The 17,172-nt window shown below is 45.0% G+C and carries 15 protein-coding genes; 11 read left to right on the top strand and 4 right to left on the bottom strand.

Annotated features, from left to right (window positions below):
* The 3 genes from argB to argH all read left to right on the top strand — a co-directional run bounded on the left by argB (position 1) and on the right by argH (position 4,327).
* Positions 1-789 carry an acetylglutamate kinase gene (argB, locus tag Q5H80_RS13135; protein ID WP_304565398.1) on the top strand — a complete coding sequence of 263 codons (789 nt, stop codon included), beginning with the start codon at positions 1-3 and terminating at the stop codon, positions 787-789.
* 113 nt (positions 790-902) lie between these two features.
* Positions 903-2,114: an argininosuccinate synthase gene (locus Q5H80_RS13130; RefSeq protein ID WP_192889519.1), complete on the top strand. Its 1,212-nt coding sequence runs from the start codon at positions 903-905 to the stop codon at positions 2,112-2,114.
* Positions 2,115-2,452: 338 nt separating this feature from the next.
* On the top strand, positions 2,453-4,327 hold the full coding sequence (gene argH / locus Q5H80_RS13125) for an argininosuccinate lyase (RefSeq protein ID WP_086048612.1): 1,875 nt from the start codon (positions 2,453-2,455) through the stop codon (positions 4,325-4,327).
* A gap of 259 nt (positions 4,328-4,586) precedes the next feature.
* Here argH and Q5H80_RS13120 read toward each other — a convergent pair whose 3' ends face one another.
* Positions 4,587-4,835, bottom strand: a complete 249-nt coding sequence (locus Q5H80_RS13120; protein WP_304565387.1) for a DUF3624 domain-containing protein — start codon at positions 4,833-4,835, stop codon at positions 4,587-4,589.
* Positions 4,836-4,922: 87 nt separating this feature from the next.
* On the opposite strand from Q5H80_RS13120, the gene Q5H80_RS13115 reads away from it, so the two are divergent.
* Complete coding sequence (locus Q5H80_RS13115) at positions 4,923-5,270, top strand: RidA family protein (protein ID WP_004729674.1); 348 nt, start codon at positions 4,923-4,925, stop codon at positions 5,268-5,270.
* 256 nt (positions 5,271-5,526) lie between these two features.
* On the opposite strand, the gene Q5H80_RS13110 is transcribed toward Q5H80_RS13115, so the two are convergent.
* Positions 5,527-6,993: a dihydrolipoyl dehydrogenase gene (locus Q5H80_RS13110; protein WP_304565369.1), complete on the bottom strand. Its 1,467-nt coding sequence runs from the start codon at positions 6,991-6,993 to the stop codon at positions 5,527-5,529.
* A gap of 306 nt (positions 6,994-7,299) precedes the next feature.
* Positions 7,300-8,028, bottom strand: a complete 729-nt coding sequence (locus Q5H80_RS13105; protein ID WP_010435300.1) for a glutathione peroxidase — start codon at positions 8,026-8,028, stop codon at positions 7,300-7,302.
* A gap of 221 nt (positions 8,029-8,249) precedes the next feature.
* On the opposite strand from Q5H80_RS13105, the gene oxyR reads away from it, so the two are divergent.
* Positions 8,250-9,143, top strand: coding sequence for a DNA-binding transcriptional regulator OxyR (oxyR, locus tag Q5H80_RS13100; protein WP_009848900.1), 894 nt, complete (start codon positions 8,250-8,252; stop codon positions 9,141-9,143).
* A gap of 111 nt (positions 9,144-9,254) precedes the next feature.
* Here the strand turns inward: oxyR and Q5H80_RS13095 are convergent, their stop codons facing one another.
* Positions 9,255-11,813: a penicillin-binding protein 1A gene (locus Q5H80_RS13095; RefSeq protein ID WP_304565365.1), complete on the bottom strand. Its 2,559-nt coding sequence runs from the start codon at positions 11,811-11,813 to the stop codon at positions 9,255-9,257.
* A gap of 151 nt (positions 11,814-11,964) precedes the next feature.
* On the opposite strand from Q5H80_RS13095, the gene pilM reads away from it, so the two are divergent.
* From pilM to aroK, 6 genes are all read left to right on the top strand, one after another.
* Positions 11,965-12,990 (top strand): type IV pilus assembly protein PilM, encoded by a 1,026-nt coding sequence (gene pilM / locus Q5H80_RS13090; protein ID WP_304565363.1) that lies wholly within the window; start codon positions 11,965-11,967, stop codon positions 12,988-12,990.
* Positions 12,974-13,588, top strand: a complete 615-nt coding sequence (locus Q5H80_RS13085) for a PilN domain-containing protein (RefSeq protein WP_304565361.1) — start codon at positions 12,974-12,976, stop codon at positions 13,586-13,588. Before pilM ends, Q5H80_RS13085 begins: the two co-directional genes overlap by 17 nt.
* Positions 13,581-14,210, top strand: a complete 630-nt coding sequence (locus Q5H80_RS13080) for a type 4a pilus biogenesis protein PilO (RefSeq protein ID WP_304565359.1) — start codon at positions 13,581-13,583, stop codon at positions 14,208-14,210. The genes Q5H80_RS13085 and Q5H80_RS13080 overlap by 8 nt, the downstream gene beginning before the upstream one ends.
* The gene (locus tag Q5H80_RS13075; protein WP_304569420.1) at positions 14,197-14,715 is read left to right on the top strand and encodes a pilus assembly protein PilP; all 519 of its coding nucleotides are present in this window, start codon (positions 14,197-14,199) and stop codon (positions 14,713-14,715) included. Before Q5H80_RS13080 ends, Q5H80_RS13075 begins: the two co-directional genes overlap by 14 nt.
* 59 nt (positions 14,716-14,774) lie before the next feature.
* The gene (locus Q5H80_RS13070) at positions 14,775-16,469 is read left to right on the top strand and encodes a type IV pilus secretin PilQ (protein WP_369809718.1); all 1,695 of its coding nucleotides are present in this window, start codon (positions 14,775-14,777) and stop codon (positions 16,467-16,469) included.
* Positions 16,470-16,645: 176 nt separating this feature from the next.
* A complete protein-coding gene (aroK, locus tag Q5H80_RS13065; RefSeq protein WP_009848907.1) occupies positions 16,646-17,164 on the top strand; it encodes a shikimate kinase AroK in 519 nt (172 codons plus the stop codon).
* Positions 17,165-17,172 lie beyond the last annotated feature (8 nt).

Below are 17,172 nucleotides of genomic sequence, written 5' to 3'. Positions count from 1 at the left end.
ATGAGCCTTAATAATCAACCATTAATCATAAAGTTAGGTGGCGCGGCGCTATCTTGTGGTGAAACACTTAGTAAGTTATTTGGTGCTATCTCTGCTTACCAACAACAAGCACAGCGACCAATCGTGATTGTTCACGGCGGTGGTTACCTTGTTGATGATTTGATGAATAAGTTGAACCTCGAAACCGTTAAGAAAGAGGGGCTACGTGTTACTCCTTATGATCAGATCCCTGTTATCGCTGGCGCGCTAGCGGGCACGGCCAACAAACTACTTCAAGGTCAGGCAATTAAAGACGGTATCAATGCCGTTGGCTTGAGCCTTGCAGATGGTGGTCTATGCAAAGTGAGCGAACTGAACCCTGAACTGGGCGCGGTAGGTAAAGCGGAGCCGGGCGACTCAACCGTCCTGCAAGCGATTCTTAATGAGGGCGCACTGCCAATCATTAGCTCAATTGGTCTGACTGAGCAAGGCCAACTGATGAATGTGAATGCCGACCAAGCTGCGGTTGCCGTTGCAGGCGCGCTTGATGCTGAACTAGTACTGCTTTCTGATGTAAGTGGTGTGTTGGATGGCAAAGGTCACCTGATTCCAAGCCTTAATCAACAACAAGCTGATGACCTTATTACAGGCAAAGTGATTACCGACGGCATGATCGTTAAGGTTCAAGCCGCACTAGAAGCCGCTAACGACCTTGGACGACCAATCGAAGTTGCTACTTGGCGATACCCAGAAAAACTGACACAACTTTTTGCAGGTAAAAGCATAGGAACGCAGTTTTTACCTCAGTAGACCTCACAACGAGTTACTACTAAAGAATTTAGATAAATAAATTAAATATATAATTATTAAAGTGATTTCCAACGCTGACCGCCATGTGCAGTATGGAAACTAGGAGAAAGAAAATGAGCAAAGTTAACGTAAAGAAAGTTGTAGTAGCCTACTCTGGCGGTCTAGACACATCAGTAATCATCCCATGGTTGAAAGAGAACTATGACTGCGAAGTTATCGCATTTGTTGCTGATGTAGGCCAAGGCGATGAAGAGCTGATTGGAATCGAAGAGAAAGCAAAAGCTTCTGGTGCGTCTGAGTGTTACATCGCTGACCTTAAAGAAGAGATGGTGGCAGATTACATCTACCCAACGCTTAAAACAGGTGCTTACTACGAAGGTAAATACTTGTTAGGTACTTCAATGGCTCGTCCAATCATTGCGAAAGCTCAGGTTGAAGTTGCACGTAAAGTCGGTGCAGACGCACTGTGTCACGGTTGTACAGGTAAGGGTAATGACCAAGTTCGTTTTGAAGGTGCATTTGCTGCTCTCGCCCCAGACTTACACGTAATTGCACCTTGGCGTGAATGGGATCTAGTAAGCCGTGAAGAGTGTCTGGATTACCTAGCAGAGCGTAACATCCCTTGTACGGCTTCCCTTACCAAGATTTACTCGCGTGATGCAAACGCATGGCACATCTCTACAGAAGGTGGCGTGCTAGAAAATACATGGAACGCACCGGATGAAGATTGCTGGGCTTGGACTGTAGACCCAGAGCAAGCGCCAAACGAATCTGAAACTGTGACGCTTAAAGTTGAAAAAGGCGAAGTGGTAGCGGTTGATGGCGAAACAATGACGCCATACAACGCACTGGTTTACCTAAATGAGAAGGGTGCGAAGCACGGTGTTGGTCGTATCGATATCGTAGAAAACCGTCTTGTTGGCATGAAGTCTCGTGGTTGTTACGAAACTCCAGGTGGCACAATCATGATGGAAGCACTGCGTGCAGTAGAGCAACTGGTTCTTGATAAAGCGGCATTCGAATTCCGTGAAGAGCTAGGTGTTAAAGCTTCTCACCTTGTATACGATGGTCGTTGGTTCACTCCACTATGTAAGTCAATCCTTGCCGCGACAGAAGAGCTAGCACAAGACGTGAATGGTGAAGTGGTTATTAAGCTTTACAAAGGCCATGCAACGGTGACTCAGAAGCGTTCTGACAACAGCCTGTACTCAGAAGAGTTTGCAACCTTTGGTGAAGATGAAGTTTACGACCAAAGCCACGCTGAAGGCTTTATCCGTCTTTACTCGCTATCAAGCCGTATCCGTGCTCTGAATAGCCAAAAGTAATCCTAACCATGAGTTAGCCTTTACGAATAACGGAAGGCTAGTAAATAGACATTATTATGCAAAGCCCATCCACTATTGATTAGTGAATGGGCTTTTTTCTATCTATTAGTCTAATAAATCAGCTTCGGTTTTTATCATTGAATGGCATATAATTCGCGAATCACGCTGAAAATAAATAATGGATTAAACCCTTGGTGAATAAATATGTGAAAATAATGAATTAATACTTTATTTTCATTTTGAATTGCCGTAAGTTTAAACCATCAGAAAAATACTGAATCTTAATCAGAATTATCATTTGCAAAAACAGTGAGCACTGTGCAATTAGGAGATACACAATGGCATTATGGGGCGGTAGATTTACCCAAGCAGCAGACACCCGGTTCAAAGATTTTAACGATTCTCTTCGTTTTGATTACCGATTGGCTGAGCAAGACATTGTGGGCTCAATTGCCTGGTCTAAAGCTCTACTGTCGGTCAACGTATTAACCGAAGAAGAGCAACAGAAGCTTGAGTTAGCGCTAAATGAGCTAAAACTTGAGGTGATGGAAGATCCTGAACAGATTCTACGTTCTGATGCAGAAGATATTCACAGCTGGGTTGAGCAACAACTTATCGGTAAAGTCGGTGACTTGGGCAAAAAACTTCACACTGGCCGTTCTCGTAATGACCAAGTGGCGACCGACCTTAAACTATGGTGTCGTCAACAAGGTAACCAACTGCTACTGGCACTGGATCGCCTACAAAGCCAAATGGTGAACGTTGCTTCTCAGCATCAAGAAACCGTGCTTCCAGGCTACACTCACTTACAACGTGCTCAGCCTGTAACTTTTGCTCACTGGTGCTTGGCTTACGTTGAAATGCTTGAGCGTGATTATTCTCGTTTGAATGATGCGATTAAGCGTCTAGATACATGTCCGCTGGGTTCTGGTGCCCTTGCTGGAACTGCTTACCCGATGGACCGTGAAGAGTTAGCTCACAACTTAGGTTTCCATCGTGCAACGCGTAACTCTCTAGATTCAGTTTCTGACCGTGACCATGTGATGGAGCTAATGTCGATTGCTTCTATCTCTATGCTCCACCTTTCGCGTCTTGCAGAAGATATGATTTTCTACAACTCCGGTGAATCAAACTTTATCGAGTTAGCGGATACCGTGACGTCAGGTTCATCTCTGATGCCACAAAAGAAGAACCCGGATGCGCTAGAGCTTATCCGTGGCAAAACGGGCCGTGTATACGGTTCATTAGCTGCAATGATGATGACAGTGAAAGCTCTGCCTTTGGCGTACAACAAAGACATGCAAGAAGATAAAGAAGGTCTGTTCGACGCTTTAGATACTTGGAATGATTGTATGGAAATGGCAGCACTCTGTTTTGACGGTATTAAAGTGAACGGCGAACGTACGCTTGAAGCAGCAAAACAAGGTTACGCGAACTCAACAGAACTGGCTGATTACTTAGTAGCGAAAGGCATTCCTTTCCGTGAAGCTCACCACATTGTTGGTGTAACAGTAGTCGCGGCGATTGCTAAAGGCTGCGCATTAGAAGAGTTAACCATCGCAGAGATGAAAGAGTTCTCTGAGGTGATTGAAGAGGATGTGTATGACATCCTGACTATTGAATCGTGTCTTGAAAAACGTAGTGCGCTAGGTGGTGTATCACCACAACAAGTGGCTTACGCGGTTGACCAAGCAGAGAAGCGTTTATCACAGCGTGATACTTCTATCGTTAAGGTTCGTTCTGCTCGTCTGACCGATATTGAAGCGTTGGAAGGCATGGTGGCCTACTGGGCGAATATGGGTGAAAACCTGCCTCGTTCTCGTAATGAACTGGTGCGTGATATTGGTTCGTTTGCCGTCGCAGAGCATCATGGTGAGGTGACAGGTTGTGCATCACTCTATGTGTATGACTCTGGCTTAGCGGAAATTCGTTCGTTAGGCGTTGAAGCTGGCTGGCAAGGCCAAGGGCAGGGCACCGCGATTGTGCAGCACTTGGTTGATAAAGCGCGACAAATGGCGATCAAGAAGGTATTTGTGCTGACTCGTACCCCAGAGTTCTTTATGAAGCATGACTTTTTACCAACATCAAAATCTCTGTTGCCTGAGAAGGTACTGAAAGATTGTGATCAGTGTCCTCGCCAACATGCATGTGATGAAGTGGCGTTGGAAGTGAACTTGGTTGAACAGGTCATCGCAAAGGTGAATGTTGCATAAGGCATTGATTTATGGCGCCTAAAAAAAAGATCAAAAATCTGATCTTTTTTGGGAACAAATTAAGAAAAGCCCGGTCTATTAAAGTACCACTGCTTTTTCTTAGAATTTTCTAAGAAAGCCCTAGAATCGATTGGTTCTGGGGCTTTTTTCTATCTGCTGTTTGGGAAATGATGATAGTTTGCGAAGTAGGGGCATTTAATTAGGCGTCTAGCCTTTATCACTTATCTAGCCTTATCACTTATCTAGCAACGTCTCTCTGTTAACGCTTTTTGTTCCTTAACGGCAGTACGACAAACTTCATTATCCAATGCAACGACAGCAACCCACTGAACGCGAAAGCGGCCATCATCAAGGCGATGGCATTGATGGTTTTTGGGTCTTCTTTGAAAAACACCCACCACACTCCCCAACTTAAAATCGACAACACCATCAGCTGATTCATACAACGCTGGCAGCGGCCGAGTTTGTTACGGATTTTTTCACTTTTATTGCAATGAACACATGTCATCTTAGGTTTGATTCACGTTATGCTTGTTGCCCTGATAATAACACGTCACAAGATATTAGATCACGGTGACACAGAGAGAGAAAATCGATGATTGAGCGCCAAGAAACCAAACAACGCATGAGCCGTATTGTTAAACACAACGGTACTATCTACCTATGTGGCCAAGTGTGTGCTGATGCAACCAAAGACATCACAGAACAAACACAAACGATGCTAGATAAAGTGGAAGCCCTACTTGAGCAAGCCGGCAGCGATAAAGAACACATGCTGTCAGCAACGATTTACTTGAAAGACATGAAAGACTTCCAAGAAATGAACGCTGTATGGGATGCATGGGTTCCTGAAGGTCACGCCCCAGCTCGCGCATGTGTAACGGGTGATATGGCTCGTGAAGCGCTACTGGTTGAGATCTCTGTGATTGCCGCTGAGAAGTAATTGCTTAAGCTTATAGTGACGCAATGGCATCAAGAGATTCCAGATACGTTGTCCCTAAGTTCTGGAATGACGCCGAGGATTTCGTTCCTACCATATTAGGAAAATTGTCGTCATTCCTGAAAGCGACGAAGGAGCGTAATCGGGAATCTATAGTTTGCTCATTGCCAAAAGAAAAAGGAAAGCCAATGGCTTTCCTTTTTAGTATCTAGTCTTTGTTGACAAATTAAGCTGCTAACTGCCTAGCAATATTCTGATGTTAACAACCAGGGCCACAATCTAGACAGTGTTTCACCATCTCTGGACCTAGGTGCAGTTTCGCATTGAGGTCACGTAGCGCTGTTCGTACACCTTCTTCAATCACTGGGTGGTAGAACGGCATGTCTAGCATTTCAGAAACCGTCATCTTGTTCTGGTGTGCCCAAGCTAATAGGTGAGCCAAGTGTTCTGCGTTTGGCCCCATCATTTCAGCACCAAGGAAGCGGCCTGTACCTTGCTCGCCGTAAACATGCAGAATACCTTTGTTGCGTAGCATCACTCGTGAGCGACCTTGGTTCTCGAAAGACACTTCACCTGTTGCGAAACAACCACATGTGCCTAAGCGGGTGGTGATCTCTTTGTAAGTTTCACCAACCATCGCGATTTGTGGGTCAGAGAATACCGCAGAGATTTTAGAGCGGCGTAGGCCTGCACGAATCTCAGGGAAGCGACCTGCATTATCACCCGCAATACGTGCTTGGTCTGCTGCTTCATGCAGTAGAGGCAGTTGGTTGCTTGCATCTCCGGCAATAAATACCGATGGTAACGATGTTTGTAGCGTGTAGTGGTCGGCGATTGGCACACCACGTTCATCAAGCTCTAGAGAGGTATTCTCTAGACCTAGTTTATCTGTATTCGGACGACGACCTGTTGCTGCAAGTACATACTCAACGATGTTGGTTTCTAGTTCACCTTGCTTATTGATGAACTGAATTTCGACGCGAGCTTCGCCTGATTCTGTCGTAATACGCTTCATGCTTTCGATTTTTACATCAGCATCTAGGTAGAACTCTTCATTGAAGGCTTTGTCTGCGTAAGCCATGATCTCTGGGTCGGTTACTGGGCCTACTTGACCACCTAAACCGAATAGTTTTGTTTTTACACCCAAGCGGTGCAGTGACTGACCAAGCTCTAGGCCAATAACACCAGGGCCAAATACCGCCACTGATTCTGGTAAATCATCCCAGCTGAATACGTCATCATTAATGATTAGACGGTCGCCAAGTTCATTCCAAACTGCAGGGTATGCAGGGCGAGAACCTGTTGCGATAACAATACGCTTAGCCGTCACAACTGTGTGGTCATCGATTTGTAGAGTATTGTCGTCTAAGAACTTTGCGTAGCCAGAAATCTTGTCTTGCTCTGGGATTTCATCAACACCTTCTAAAACAAAACCAACAAAACGGTCACGTTCAAACTTCACTCGGTCCATCACTTCACGGCCGTTAATCACGATATTACCTTGTGGGTGAACGCCAAAAGCCGGAGCTTTCTCGATTTGGTGTACACTTTCAGCCGCTGCAATAAGCAGTTTAGATGGCATACAACCAACACGAGCACAGGTTGTACCGTAAGGGCCGCCTTCAATCATCACAACACTGTCAGTGTGTGCTTTTGCAGCGCGGTAAGAACCTAAACCTGCCGTACCGCCCCCGATAACTGCTACATCTACATTGACTTGTTTCATAATAATTTTCTCGCAATAGCTAAATTTAGTGTGAACGACCCCTTCCAACTCTAGTTATTTTTTGAGTGAGTCAGGATAGCGGGTCAGTTTTGTGATTCTGTTTTATTAGGTTTAGCTTGTAGCTCTGCTTTATTGCTAACTGCTTCTTGTTACTAACTATAGGTTAGTTAAAGACGGGCGAGTCACAAGCTATATTCTTTTCCAAAGCTCAGATAAGAGTGTTTGGAATAGCTAACCCACAAGAGGGTGGGTTAGCTGATATTGCTTAGTTAACTTAACGATTAAGCTTATATCGATGGTAAGTCATTAACCTAGGAAAGCTTCAAGTTCTTCACTACCACCGATGTGTTTGCCACCGATGAAGACTTGAGGAACTGTAGTACGACCAGAGATTGCACGTAGGCTCACTGTTGTTGCGTCTTTTCCTAGTACTACTTCTTCGTAGTTCAGACCTTTGTCGATTAGGTTCTGTTTCGCTTTCATACAGAAAGGGCAGCCAGGTTTAGTGAATACTGTGATTGACTCTTGCTCTTTATGTTCAGGAGCAATGTAGTTAAGCATAGTATCTGCATCAGAAACCTTGAATGGGTCGCCTGGTACGTCTTCTTCGATGAACATTTTTTCTACCACGCCGTTTTTAACCAGCATGCTGTAGCGCCATGAACGTTTGCCGAAGCCGATGTCGTTTTTCTCAACTAGCATGCCCATACCGTCTGTGAAATCACCGTTACCATCTGGGATGAATGTGATTTTTTCAGCTTCTTGGTCTGCTTTCCAAGCGTTCATTACGAATGTGTCGTTTACTGAAACACATAGAATGTCATCAACACCGTTTTCTTTGAATACAGAATGTAGCTCGTTGTAACGAGGTAGGTGGCTTGAAGAACATGTCGGTGTAAACGCACCTGGTAAGCTGAATACGATAACTGTCTTGTCTTTGAATAGCTCTTCTGTCGTTACGTTAACCCATGCATCGCCTTGGCGAGTTGGGAATGTTACTTGAGGGATTGATTGACCTTCTTTAGATGCAAACATATTGATTTCCTTAAATAGTATTTTGAATTTTGTTCTATCAGAGCTTAACGTTTTTCTTTGCTCTGTTTCGTTTCGTTGAGCCCATTATTAGACAAATCCTTTGATAGCTCTAATCGTTTGATGTTATGGTTTTGATAGGTAAATTCTATCAAGAGCATTTTTCTTTTAAATGTTTCTATGAAACCCCTTGTTCTTATTAAACCAGAGGTAAGAGACTGATCATGAACATTCGTGACTTTGAATACTTGGTGGCGCTCGCAGAGCACAAACACTTCCGAAAAGCGGCAGAAGCGTGCTTTGTCAGTCAGCCGACACTAAGCGGTCAAATACGCAAACTAGAAGATGAAATTGGACTTCAGTTAACCGAGCGTAGTCCAAGGAAGGTCATATTTACAGAATCAGGGTTACAACTTGTTGAACAAGCCAAGCGTATTCTCAATGAAGTAAAGACTTTTAAGGATATGGCAAGTGGACATGGTGAAGCGATGACGGGGCCGATGCACATTGGTTTTATTCCGACCGTTGGCCCTTATATTTTACCTAAGATCATTCCTCATCTTAAAGATAGCTTTCCCGATCTTGAGCTTTACCTGCATGAAGCGCAGACCCATCAGCTAGTGAGTCAACTTGAAGATGGCAAGCTTGATTGTTTGGTATTGGCTGCAGTTGATGAAACGGCGGCGTTCAAAGAGATTGATGTGTATAACGAACCGTTAAGCGTCGCAGTACCGTGTGATCATGAGTGGGCTAAGCAAGACACTGTTGATATGCTGCAGTTAAATGGACAAACCGTACTTGCACTGGGCGATGGCCACTGCTTGCGAGACCAAGCCTTAGGCTTCTGTTTTGCTGCGGGTGCAAAAGATGATGAGCGCTTTAAAGCGACCAGCTTAGAAACGCTGCGTAACATGGTGGCGGCAGGGGCAGGTATTACCTTGCTTCCTCAGCTATCGGTACCGAAGGAAAAACAGAAAGATGGTGTGTGTTACGTTCCAGCGGTGAACCCAACACCTTCACGTCGCATTGTTGTTGCCTACCGACCGGGCTCTCCGTTAAAGGGGCGCTTTGAGCAATTGGCTGAGGCTATCCGAACTCAATTAGATAAAGCTGTTTAGTCATTTAATTTAAATCGAAGATAGATCAGATTATAGACATAAAAAAGGGTTGATATGAATACATATCAACCCTTTTTGTTGGTTCATGTTACTTGGTTCAACAAACCCTAACTAGAACAGCTCTTCTACTGCTTCACCTGATGACGTTGAGTAGATGTCATCATTGAAACGTTCAGTAATGTACTCGGTTGGCTCAGTGCCTTTCTCGAAATACTCGAACATTGATGAGCTATCGAACTTGTTGGTCAGTAAGCCAGTTTCACGGTCGATACGAACGCGAACGATATTTTCTGGAAGCTCTTTACGTTGTGCCGGAACACCCGCTAACGCTGTGCCCATGAAATCAACCCATGCCGGCTCTGCTGTTTTAGCGCCCGCTTCTGCACCTGTAATTTGATTCTTACCAAGGTTAGAGTTTGCTTTGGTTCGACCTAGATTACGGTTGTGGTTGTCAAAGCCAACCCATACCGTTGCAACCATGCCAGGGCCGTAACCGCTGTACCAAGTATCTTTCGAATCGTTGGTGGTACCGGTTTTTCCGCCAATATCGCGACGCTTCAGCGGTTGAGCACGCCAGCCTGTACCATTCCAGCCTGTGCCAGCACTCCAGTCACCGCCGCCCCAGATATTGCTGTACATCATTTCACGAACAAGGAACGCGTTCTGCTCAGTGATCACTTGAGGTGCGTACTGTACTTGGGCATCCACATCTTGCTCGGCAAACTCATCAGCCATTGAATCTGAGGTCATTGGCTGTTGGCAATCGTCTTTACACACTATTTTCGGTGTCGCTTGGAATTCAGTCTCTCCAAATGGTGTTTCAATGCGGCTGATGTAGAAAGGTTCAACGTAGTAGCCGCCATTCGCAAATACTGAGTAACCTTGTGCTACTTTCATTGGCGTTAAGCTACCCGCACCCAGAGCAATGGTTTCAGAGCGCGGTACTTCGTCAATATCAAAACCAAATCGAGTTAGGTAGTTACGAGTATCATCCAAGCCCACTTCGCGCAGTACACGTACCGCCATTACGTTTTTAGATTGAGCTAAGCCAATACGTAAACGAGTTGGGCCCACATAGGTCGGTGGTGAGTTCTTTGGTCGCCATGCCGTGCCTTGGCTCTTATCCCATTGATTGATAGGCGCATCGTTGATCAGTGAGGCTAGTGTTAAACCTTTTTCAATCGCCGCTGAGTAGATAAATGGTTTGATACCAGAACCCACCTGACGAATAGATTGGGTCGCACGGTTGAATTTGTTGTGTACAAAGTTAAAGCCACCCACCATCGACAATACTGCGCCGTTGTTAGGGTTCATGGCAACAAACGCGGTGTTTGCATTTGGCACTTGGCTTAGTCGCCATACAACCGGTGTTTCAGGTTCAGTTGTTGCTTCTTCGGTAGGCTCTTCAGATACTTCATCGCCTGTTACTGCTTCATGGCGAACCCAAACTTGCTCACCAACAGCCAAAATCTCCTTCGCTTGAGAAGGGGCAGGTCCTTGGCGGTTATCCGTTAGGAATTTACGTGCCCAGTTCATGCCTTGCCACTCGATAGTGCCTTCGCCTTGGTTCTTAACCCAAACTTGAGCGCTTTTCGAATCAACAGCGGTAACAACAGCAGGAACTAAGTCACCGTAGGTTGGTTGAGACTTAAGGTGTTTAATGATCTGTTCTTGATCCCAAGCTGATTGCGCCGTTTGCCATAATACTTTTTCAGCACCGCGGTAACCGTGACGTTCATCGTAGCCAAGTAGGTTCTTAATCGCGGCTTGGTTCGCTGCTTTTTGCAGTTTTGAATCAACGGTCGTGTAAACCTTCATGCCTGATGTGTAAGCGGCTTCACCATAGCGTTCAACCATCCAAGCTCGTGCAACTTCTGCTACATACGGCGCGCTCAGTTCAATCTCGGCACCGTGATATTTCGAGATAAGTTCTTCACTGCGAGCTTCATCGTACTCTGTTTGAGTGATGTATTTTTCGTCTAGCATACGACGTAATACTACGTTACGACGGTTGGTTGCACGCTCAACAGAATAGATAGGGTTCATGGTTGATGGTGCTTTTGGCATGCCCGCAAGTGTAGCAAGTTCACTTAAGGTGAGATCCGGCAGGTCCTTACCAAAATAAACACGCGCTGCTGCGCCAAAACCATAAGAGCGGTGACCAAGGAAAATCTTGTTTACGTAGAGTTCCATGATCTCTTCTTTGCTAAGAAGTTGTTCAATGTGGATCGCAATGAAGATCTCTTTGATCTTACGCATGATCTTTTTCTCATTAGATAAGAAGAAGTTACGCGCAAGTTGTTGAGTAATAGTACTCGCACCTTGTTTTGCTGAACCTGACATAGCGACCACGAGAGCAGCACGTGTGATACCGATTGGATCAATACCAGGATGCTCGTAGAAGCGGCTATCCTCGGTGGCAATCAAAGCTTCAACTAGGTGGCGAGGAATTTCGTCATAAGTCACTGGATTACGACGTTTTTCACCAAATTGAGAGATCAATTTACCGTCTTGACTGAAGACTTGCATTGGCGTTTGGAGTTCTACGTCACGCAAAGTGGCGACATCAGGCAATTCTGGTTTTACGTAATAATAAAACCCGAAAATTGTACTGACTCCAAGAATCATGCAAATCAATGTAAATATGAATAATCGCTTTATGAACTTCACCGGATAATCCCTGATTAGTTAAGGCTGATAAGCAGCAAACCCTTGTACTCTAGGCTAAAAACTTAGCTTTCGTTTATTAACGCTTATTTAACTAATAATCACAACCCCTAGATAATCAACGAAATGCTTGGCACTTCAGGAGCTAGGTCACATGGGTCCATCATTAATTACAGGTATAGATATAAATCATCACAGCATCAAAGCCGTGGTCCTAAAACCCGTGGGGGAGTTGTATGCCCTAGTGGGATACAAAGAGCTGCCGATTTCGGACGACATTTTTACAGCTAACCATACTTTGGAGTATCAGAAAACTGTTAAGAAACTTAAAGAACTTAGGAAAGGACTGCCTTTTGGCTGTCGCAACGTCGCTATTTCGGTACCTGATAACACGGTGATCAGCAAAGTACTGCAAATAGAGAGTGAATTAGAAGACAGAGAGAAAGAGTTTTCTATTTATCAAACCTTTGCTCATCAATCTCCCTTTCCTATCGAGGAGCTGAGTTTAGATTTTGTAAAGCTGGAAGACAAACGATTTGGTAAAGGATCGACAAGTAGCTATCAGGTATATGCGACTCGTAAGGAAGTTGTAGACAGTCGAGCGGGGGCTTTGACTAAGGCTGGCTTTAAACCTGTTGTGGTGGATACGCAGGCGCATGGGCTTCTCAATATTTGGCAGTTGGCTTCACGCCTTTATCCTGAAAAAGGTAACTGGTTGCTGGTGGACGTGGGAGTTGACCAAACGTCGTTAGGCATTATTCCACAAGATTCGGCACCGTTTTACAAAGATATCGCCTTTGGTACCCAAGACCTTCGTAGCACTGATGCCCCGGATGATATTGAGAGTGTGTTCGGTAGCGCTGAGGATACCCATCAATTTATTGTTCATTTAATTGAAAAGCTCAAGCGTCAATTGCAGCTCTATTCATCAGTGAATGCGCAACAACCTATCTCTGGGATCTGGCTGATGGGCGAGGGCGCTAGCACGCCGATGGTGATTGAAGAGCTAGAACGTCATTTTCAGCTGAGCTGTGAGCCATTGAATCCCTTGTCTCTGTTTGAGGACAAGGTAGCGAAGAGACACCGACTACCTATGGACTGGCAACACTTTGGTATTGCGGCGGGTATGGCGATGAGTGGGCTCAAGTGGCAGGGAGAAAAGCATGTTGCATCAAATTAACCTGCTGCCGTGGCGCGATGAAATTCATGCTCAGCACAAAAAGCGTTTTATCCATCTGGTCATTCTTGGCGTCATCATCGCGCTTACTGGGCAATGGGCGGTGGGAAACTATTTTTATGACCAACAAGCCAAACAGCAAGCTCGCCTCAATTATCTCAATCAATACATTGCAGAGCTCGACCGACAAATTCAGTCATTAAAAGTCGCGGAACAAGAGCACAAAGCCATTCTGACTCGACTTGATGTGGTTGAGTCTTTACAGCTTGGCCGCAATAAGACCACCGACTTTATGAATCTAATGCCGGAGCTGATTCCTGAAGGGGTGTATGTCGACAAGATAAAGATGAATGGTCAGGAGATTGAGATGGCCGGTATCAGCGACAGTACGGCTCGTCTCGCCACGATGTTGGATAACCTAGAGCGTTCTGATTCTCTAAAAGGGGTCGAGATGCACTCTATTATCCATAACCGCAAGCGCTTCAATAAAGAGTTTCAGACCTTCAAGGTCTCTTTTGTGTTTAGCCCTGTTTCTTTAGAAAACACAACCGCAGAGAACGCAACCGCGAGCAGAAAAGAGAAGGGGGCGAATCATGGCTAACCTTCAAAGTAGGATTAGCTGGCAAAATAGTGTGAGCTTACAAGACCTCGATGCTGATGAGATCACCGAATGGCCGTTGCTGCCTCAACTGTTAGTCATTCTGTTGCTGATGGTATTAATCCAAGGTGTCGGGACTTGGCTGTATGTGCTGCCTTTAGACGATGAACTGCAGCAGATGAAGCAGCAAGAGCAGACTTTGAAAGCAACGTTAAGGATAAAAGCGAACAAGGTTGCAGCTTTACCTAAACTCCAGAGCCAATTAGATGAGTTAACCAGCCGCTACGACTATCTGTTAGAACAATTGCCCGTTCAAAAGGAGTTGGCGAGCATGTTGGCCTCAGTGAATGAACTTGGTTTGGATAATGCGCTGACCTTTACGCGCATTGATTGGGGGCAAAAGCAGAACAAGGAATTTCTCTATCGTTTACCGCTCAACATCGAGCTGACGGGTGACTACCACGAGATTGGTGATTTCTCTGCGGCCATTGCTAAGCTGCCGCGCATCATCAGCTTTGATGACGTGAATTGGCAGCGAGTCAGTCAAGAAAGTAGCACGCTGCACTTCAGGGTTCGAGCTTATACCTACCAGTTTAAATCGGAGGTCAATGATGAAATTCAGTAGCGTCCTTTTTTCCCTATTATTACTGCTTGTGCTTTCAGGCTGTAAAGCCAATCAGGATTCGTTAGAAGATTTTGTGAGGCAAGTTGAAGCTAAGGCGAGAAAAGAGGTAGAAAAACTTGTCCCAGAAACGGAGTTCTTGGCCGCAACTTATCAACGCCACGCCTTTCGTCCTCCCTTTGAACTTCCTAAAGAAGCCATGGTGCAAAATCAACCCTTGGTGAAGAAAGACTGTTGGCAGCCGAACGCTCGTTCTCGGATTGGCAAGTTAGAAAAATACCCGCTGAGTAAGCTGCGTTTAAGAGGCGTAATGGGCAGTGGAACAAGCATTTCAGGGTTAGTACAAACCCCAAAAGGGAACGTGGTCAATGTGAAAAAAGGTCAGTTTATTGGCTTAAACAATGGTCGAGTTACTAAGGTGACGAGCCAGTACGTACAGATTAATGAAACTCTTCCAGATGGTTTAGGTTGTTGGCATAAGCGCAACGTTAGGCTCGCTCTGAAGTAAACCAATGTCACATGATGTGGATATGAGATGTAAATATGATTAAAGGACTAAGTAAGTCAATAAACAAAAGGCTACAAAGCCTAGTTGTGTCTGTGATGTTGGTGGTTAGCGTGTTCAGCTATGCCGAGAGCTTGCCAAATCAATTGGAAAATATTGATTTTAGGGTCAACAAGGGGAAAGACGCCGTCATCATTATCGAATTGGCAACCAGCACTGCTGTGGTGGATGTTCAACGTGCTCAGGAAGGTTTAAGTATCGAGTTACTCAATACTCAGGTGAATGACGATAAGCTTTACCTCCTGGATGTGAAGGACTTCGCGACCTTAGTTGAAGGTATTGAGGTGTATAAGGAAACGCCCAGTACGCGATTGTTGGCAATGATCGCTGGTGACTATCAATATGAATACAACTTAAAAGGTCGCTTTATTGAGGTAGTGATAAGTAGGCCTACTATTGATGAAGTGACAATAGAGAAAAATGTTTTAGAAAAAGAAGGCAAGGTGATATCGATTAACTTCCAAGATATCCCGGTACGTAATGTTTTGCAGCTTATTGCTGATTACAACGATTTCAATCTCGTTGTTTCTGATTCAGTCACGGGTAATCTGACTTTACGTTTAGATGGTGTGCCTTGGCAGCAAGTTCTCGACATAATCTTGCAAGTTAAGGGGCTAGATAAGCGTGTTGATGGCAACGTTATCTTGGTGGCACCTAAAGCTGAGCTCGACCTTAGAGAGCAACAAGCGCTAGAGAAATCTCGTTTGGAAGAAGAGCTAGGTGAACTCAAGTCGGAAATCATCAAGATTAACTTTGCTAAAGCCACCGACATTGCCGACATGATTGGTGGGGAAGGGACGGTAAGTATGTTGTCCGAGCGAGGCTCGATTACCATTGATGAGCGAACTAACTCTCTGTTGATCCGTGAATTGGAAGAAAATACAGCAGTGATACGAGGCATCATTGAGTCCTTGGATATCCCTGTGAAGCAAGTACAGATAGAAGCTCGCATAGTGACTGTCAGTGAGGGTAACCTTGATGAGTTAGGGGTACGCTGGGGCGTTTCTTCAACCAACGGAAGCTTCACCGTTGGTGGCTCAATAGAGGGCAACCACCCATCAGCCATTTCGCCGTATGATGATAACGGGGGGAGCAGTTTGATTGATGACTATCTTAACGTTAATTTAGGAGCAACTTCCCCGAGCGCGTCGAGTATTGCGTTCCAGGTGGCCAAGTTGGGCTCTGATACCTTGCTCGATCTTGAATTGTCAGCACTCCAACAAGAATCGAAAGCAGAGATTATTTCTAGCCCACGTTTAATTACCACCAATAAAAAGCCAGCTTATATTGAGCAAGGTACTGAAATTCCTTATTTAGAGTCATCTTCAAGTGGTGCTACTTCGGTCGCATTTAAGAAAGCGGTATTGAGTCTCAAGGTGACTCCGCAGATCACCCCCGACAATCGCTTGGTATTGGATTTAAGCGTGACTCAAGATAGGCCGGGGCAAGTGGTGAAAACCGGCACCGGTGAAGCTGTCGCCATTGATACGCAAAGAATTGGAACGCAAGTGCTTGTTAATAATGGTGAAACGGTCGTGTTGGGTGGTATTTTTCAACACAGTGTGAGCAGTCAAGTTGATAAAGTTCCACTGTTAGGAGACCTTCCTGTTCTTGGCGCATTGTTCCGTCGTAGCTATGAAAATGTAGGCAAAAGTGAACTACTTATTTTTGTTACACCTAAAGTTGTGATTCAGTAATGAGCAATTAGATTAAAAATAAAGTTGCATTAGTGGCACCTAACCTTGATAATTTCGGGTCTTATCACGAATTATCTGTGAGGAATCGGTGCCACGGGCCTTTTAATTTCAGTACTTGTACTGACCTACCTTGTGGCGATGTCATTGAATTAACGTTGTAAATTACTGCTAAAAACATGGCTGAGAAACGCAATATTTTTCTTGTTGGCCCAATGGGCGCCGGCAAAAGTACAATTGGTAGACACCTAGCTTCCCAACTTCATATGGAGTTTCTAGACTCTGACACTGTGATCGAAGAGCGCACTGGCGCAGACATCGCATGGGTTTTTGATGTTGAGGGCGAAGATGGTTTCCGTAAGCGCGAAGAATCTGTAATCAACGATCTGACAGAAGAACAAGGTATTGTTCTTGCGACAGGTGGTGGTTCAGTGCTGAGCAAAGAAAACCGTAACCGTCTATCTGCACGAGGCATTGTTGTATACCTAGAGACAACAATTGAAAAGCAACTTGCTCGCACTAACCGCGACAAGAAACGCCCTCTACTTCAAACAGACAACCCGCGTGATGTGCTAGAAGATCTAGCTGTATCTCGCAACGCACTATACGAAGAAGTGGCGGACTACACAGTTCGTACTGACGACCAAAGTGCAAAAGTGGTAGCCAACCAGATCGTAAAAATGCTAGAAGAACGTTAAGTTCATTT

This window comes from Vibrio sp. SNU_ST1, assembly GCF_030563405.1.
Taxonomy (GTDB): Bacteria; Pseudomonadota; Gammaproteobacteria; order Enterobacterales; family Vibrionaceae; genus Vibrio.
Note: the sequence above shows the minus strand (reverse complement) of the source record. Positions and strands in the feature narration are given on the sequence as shown.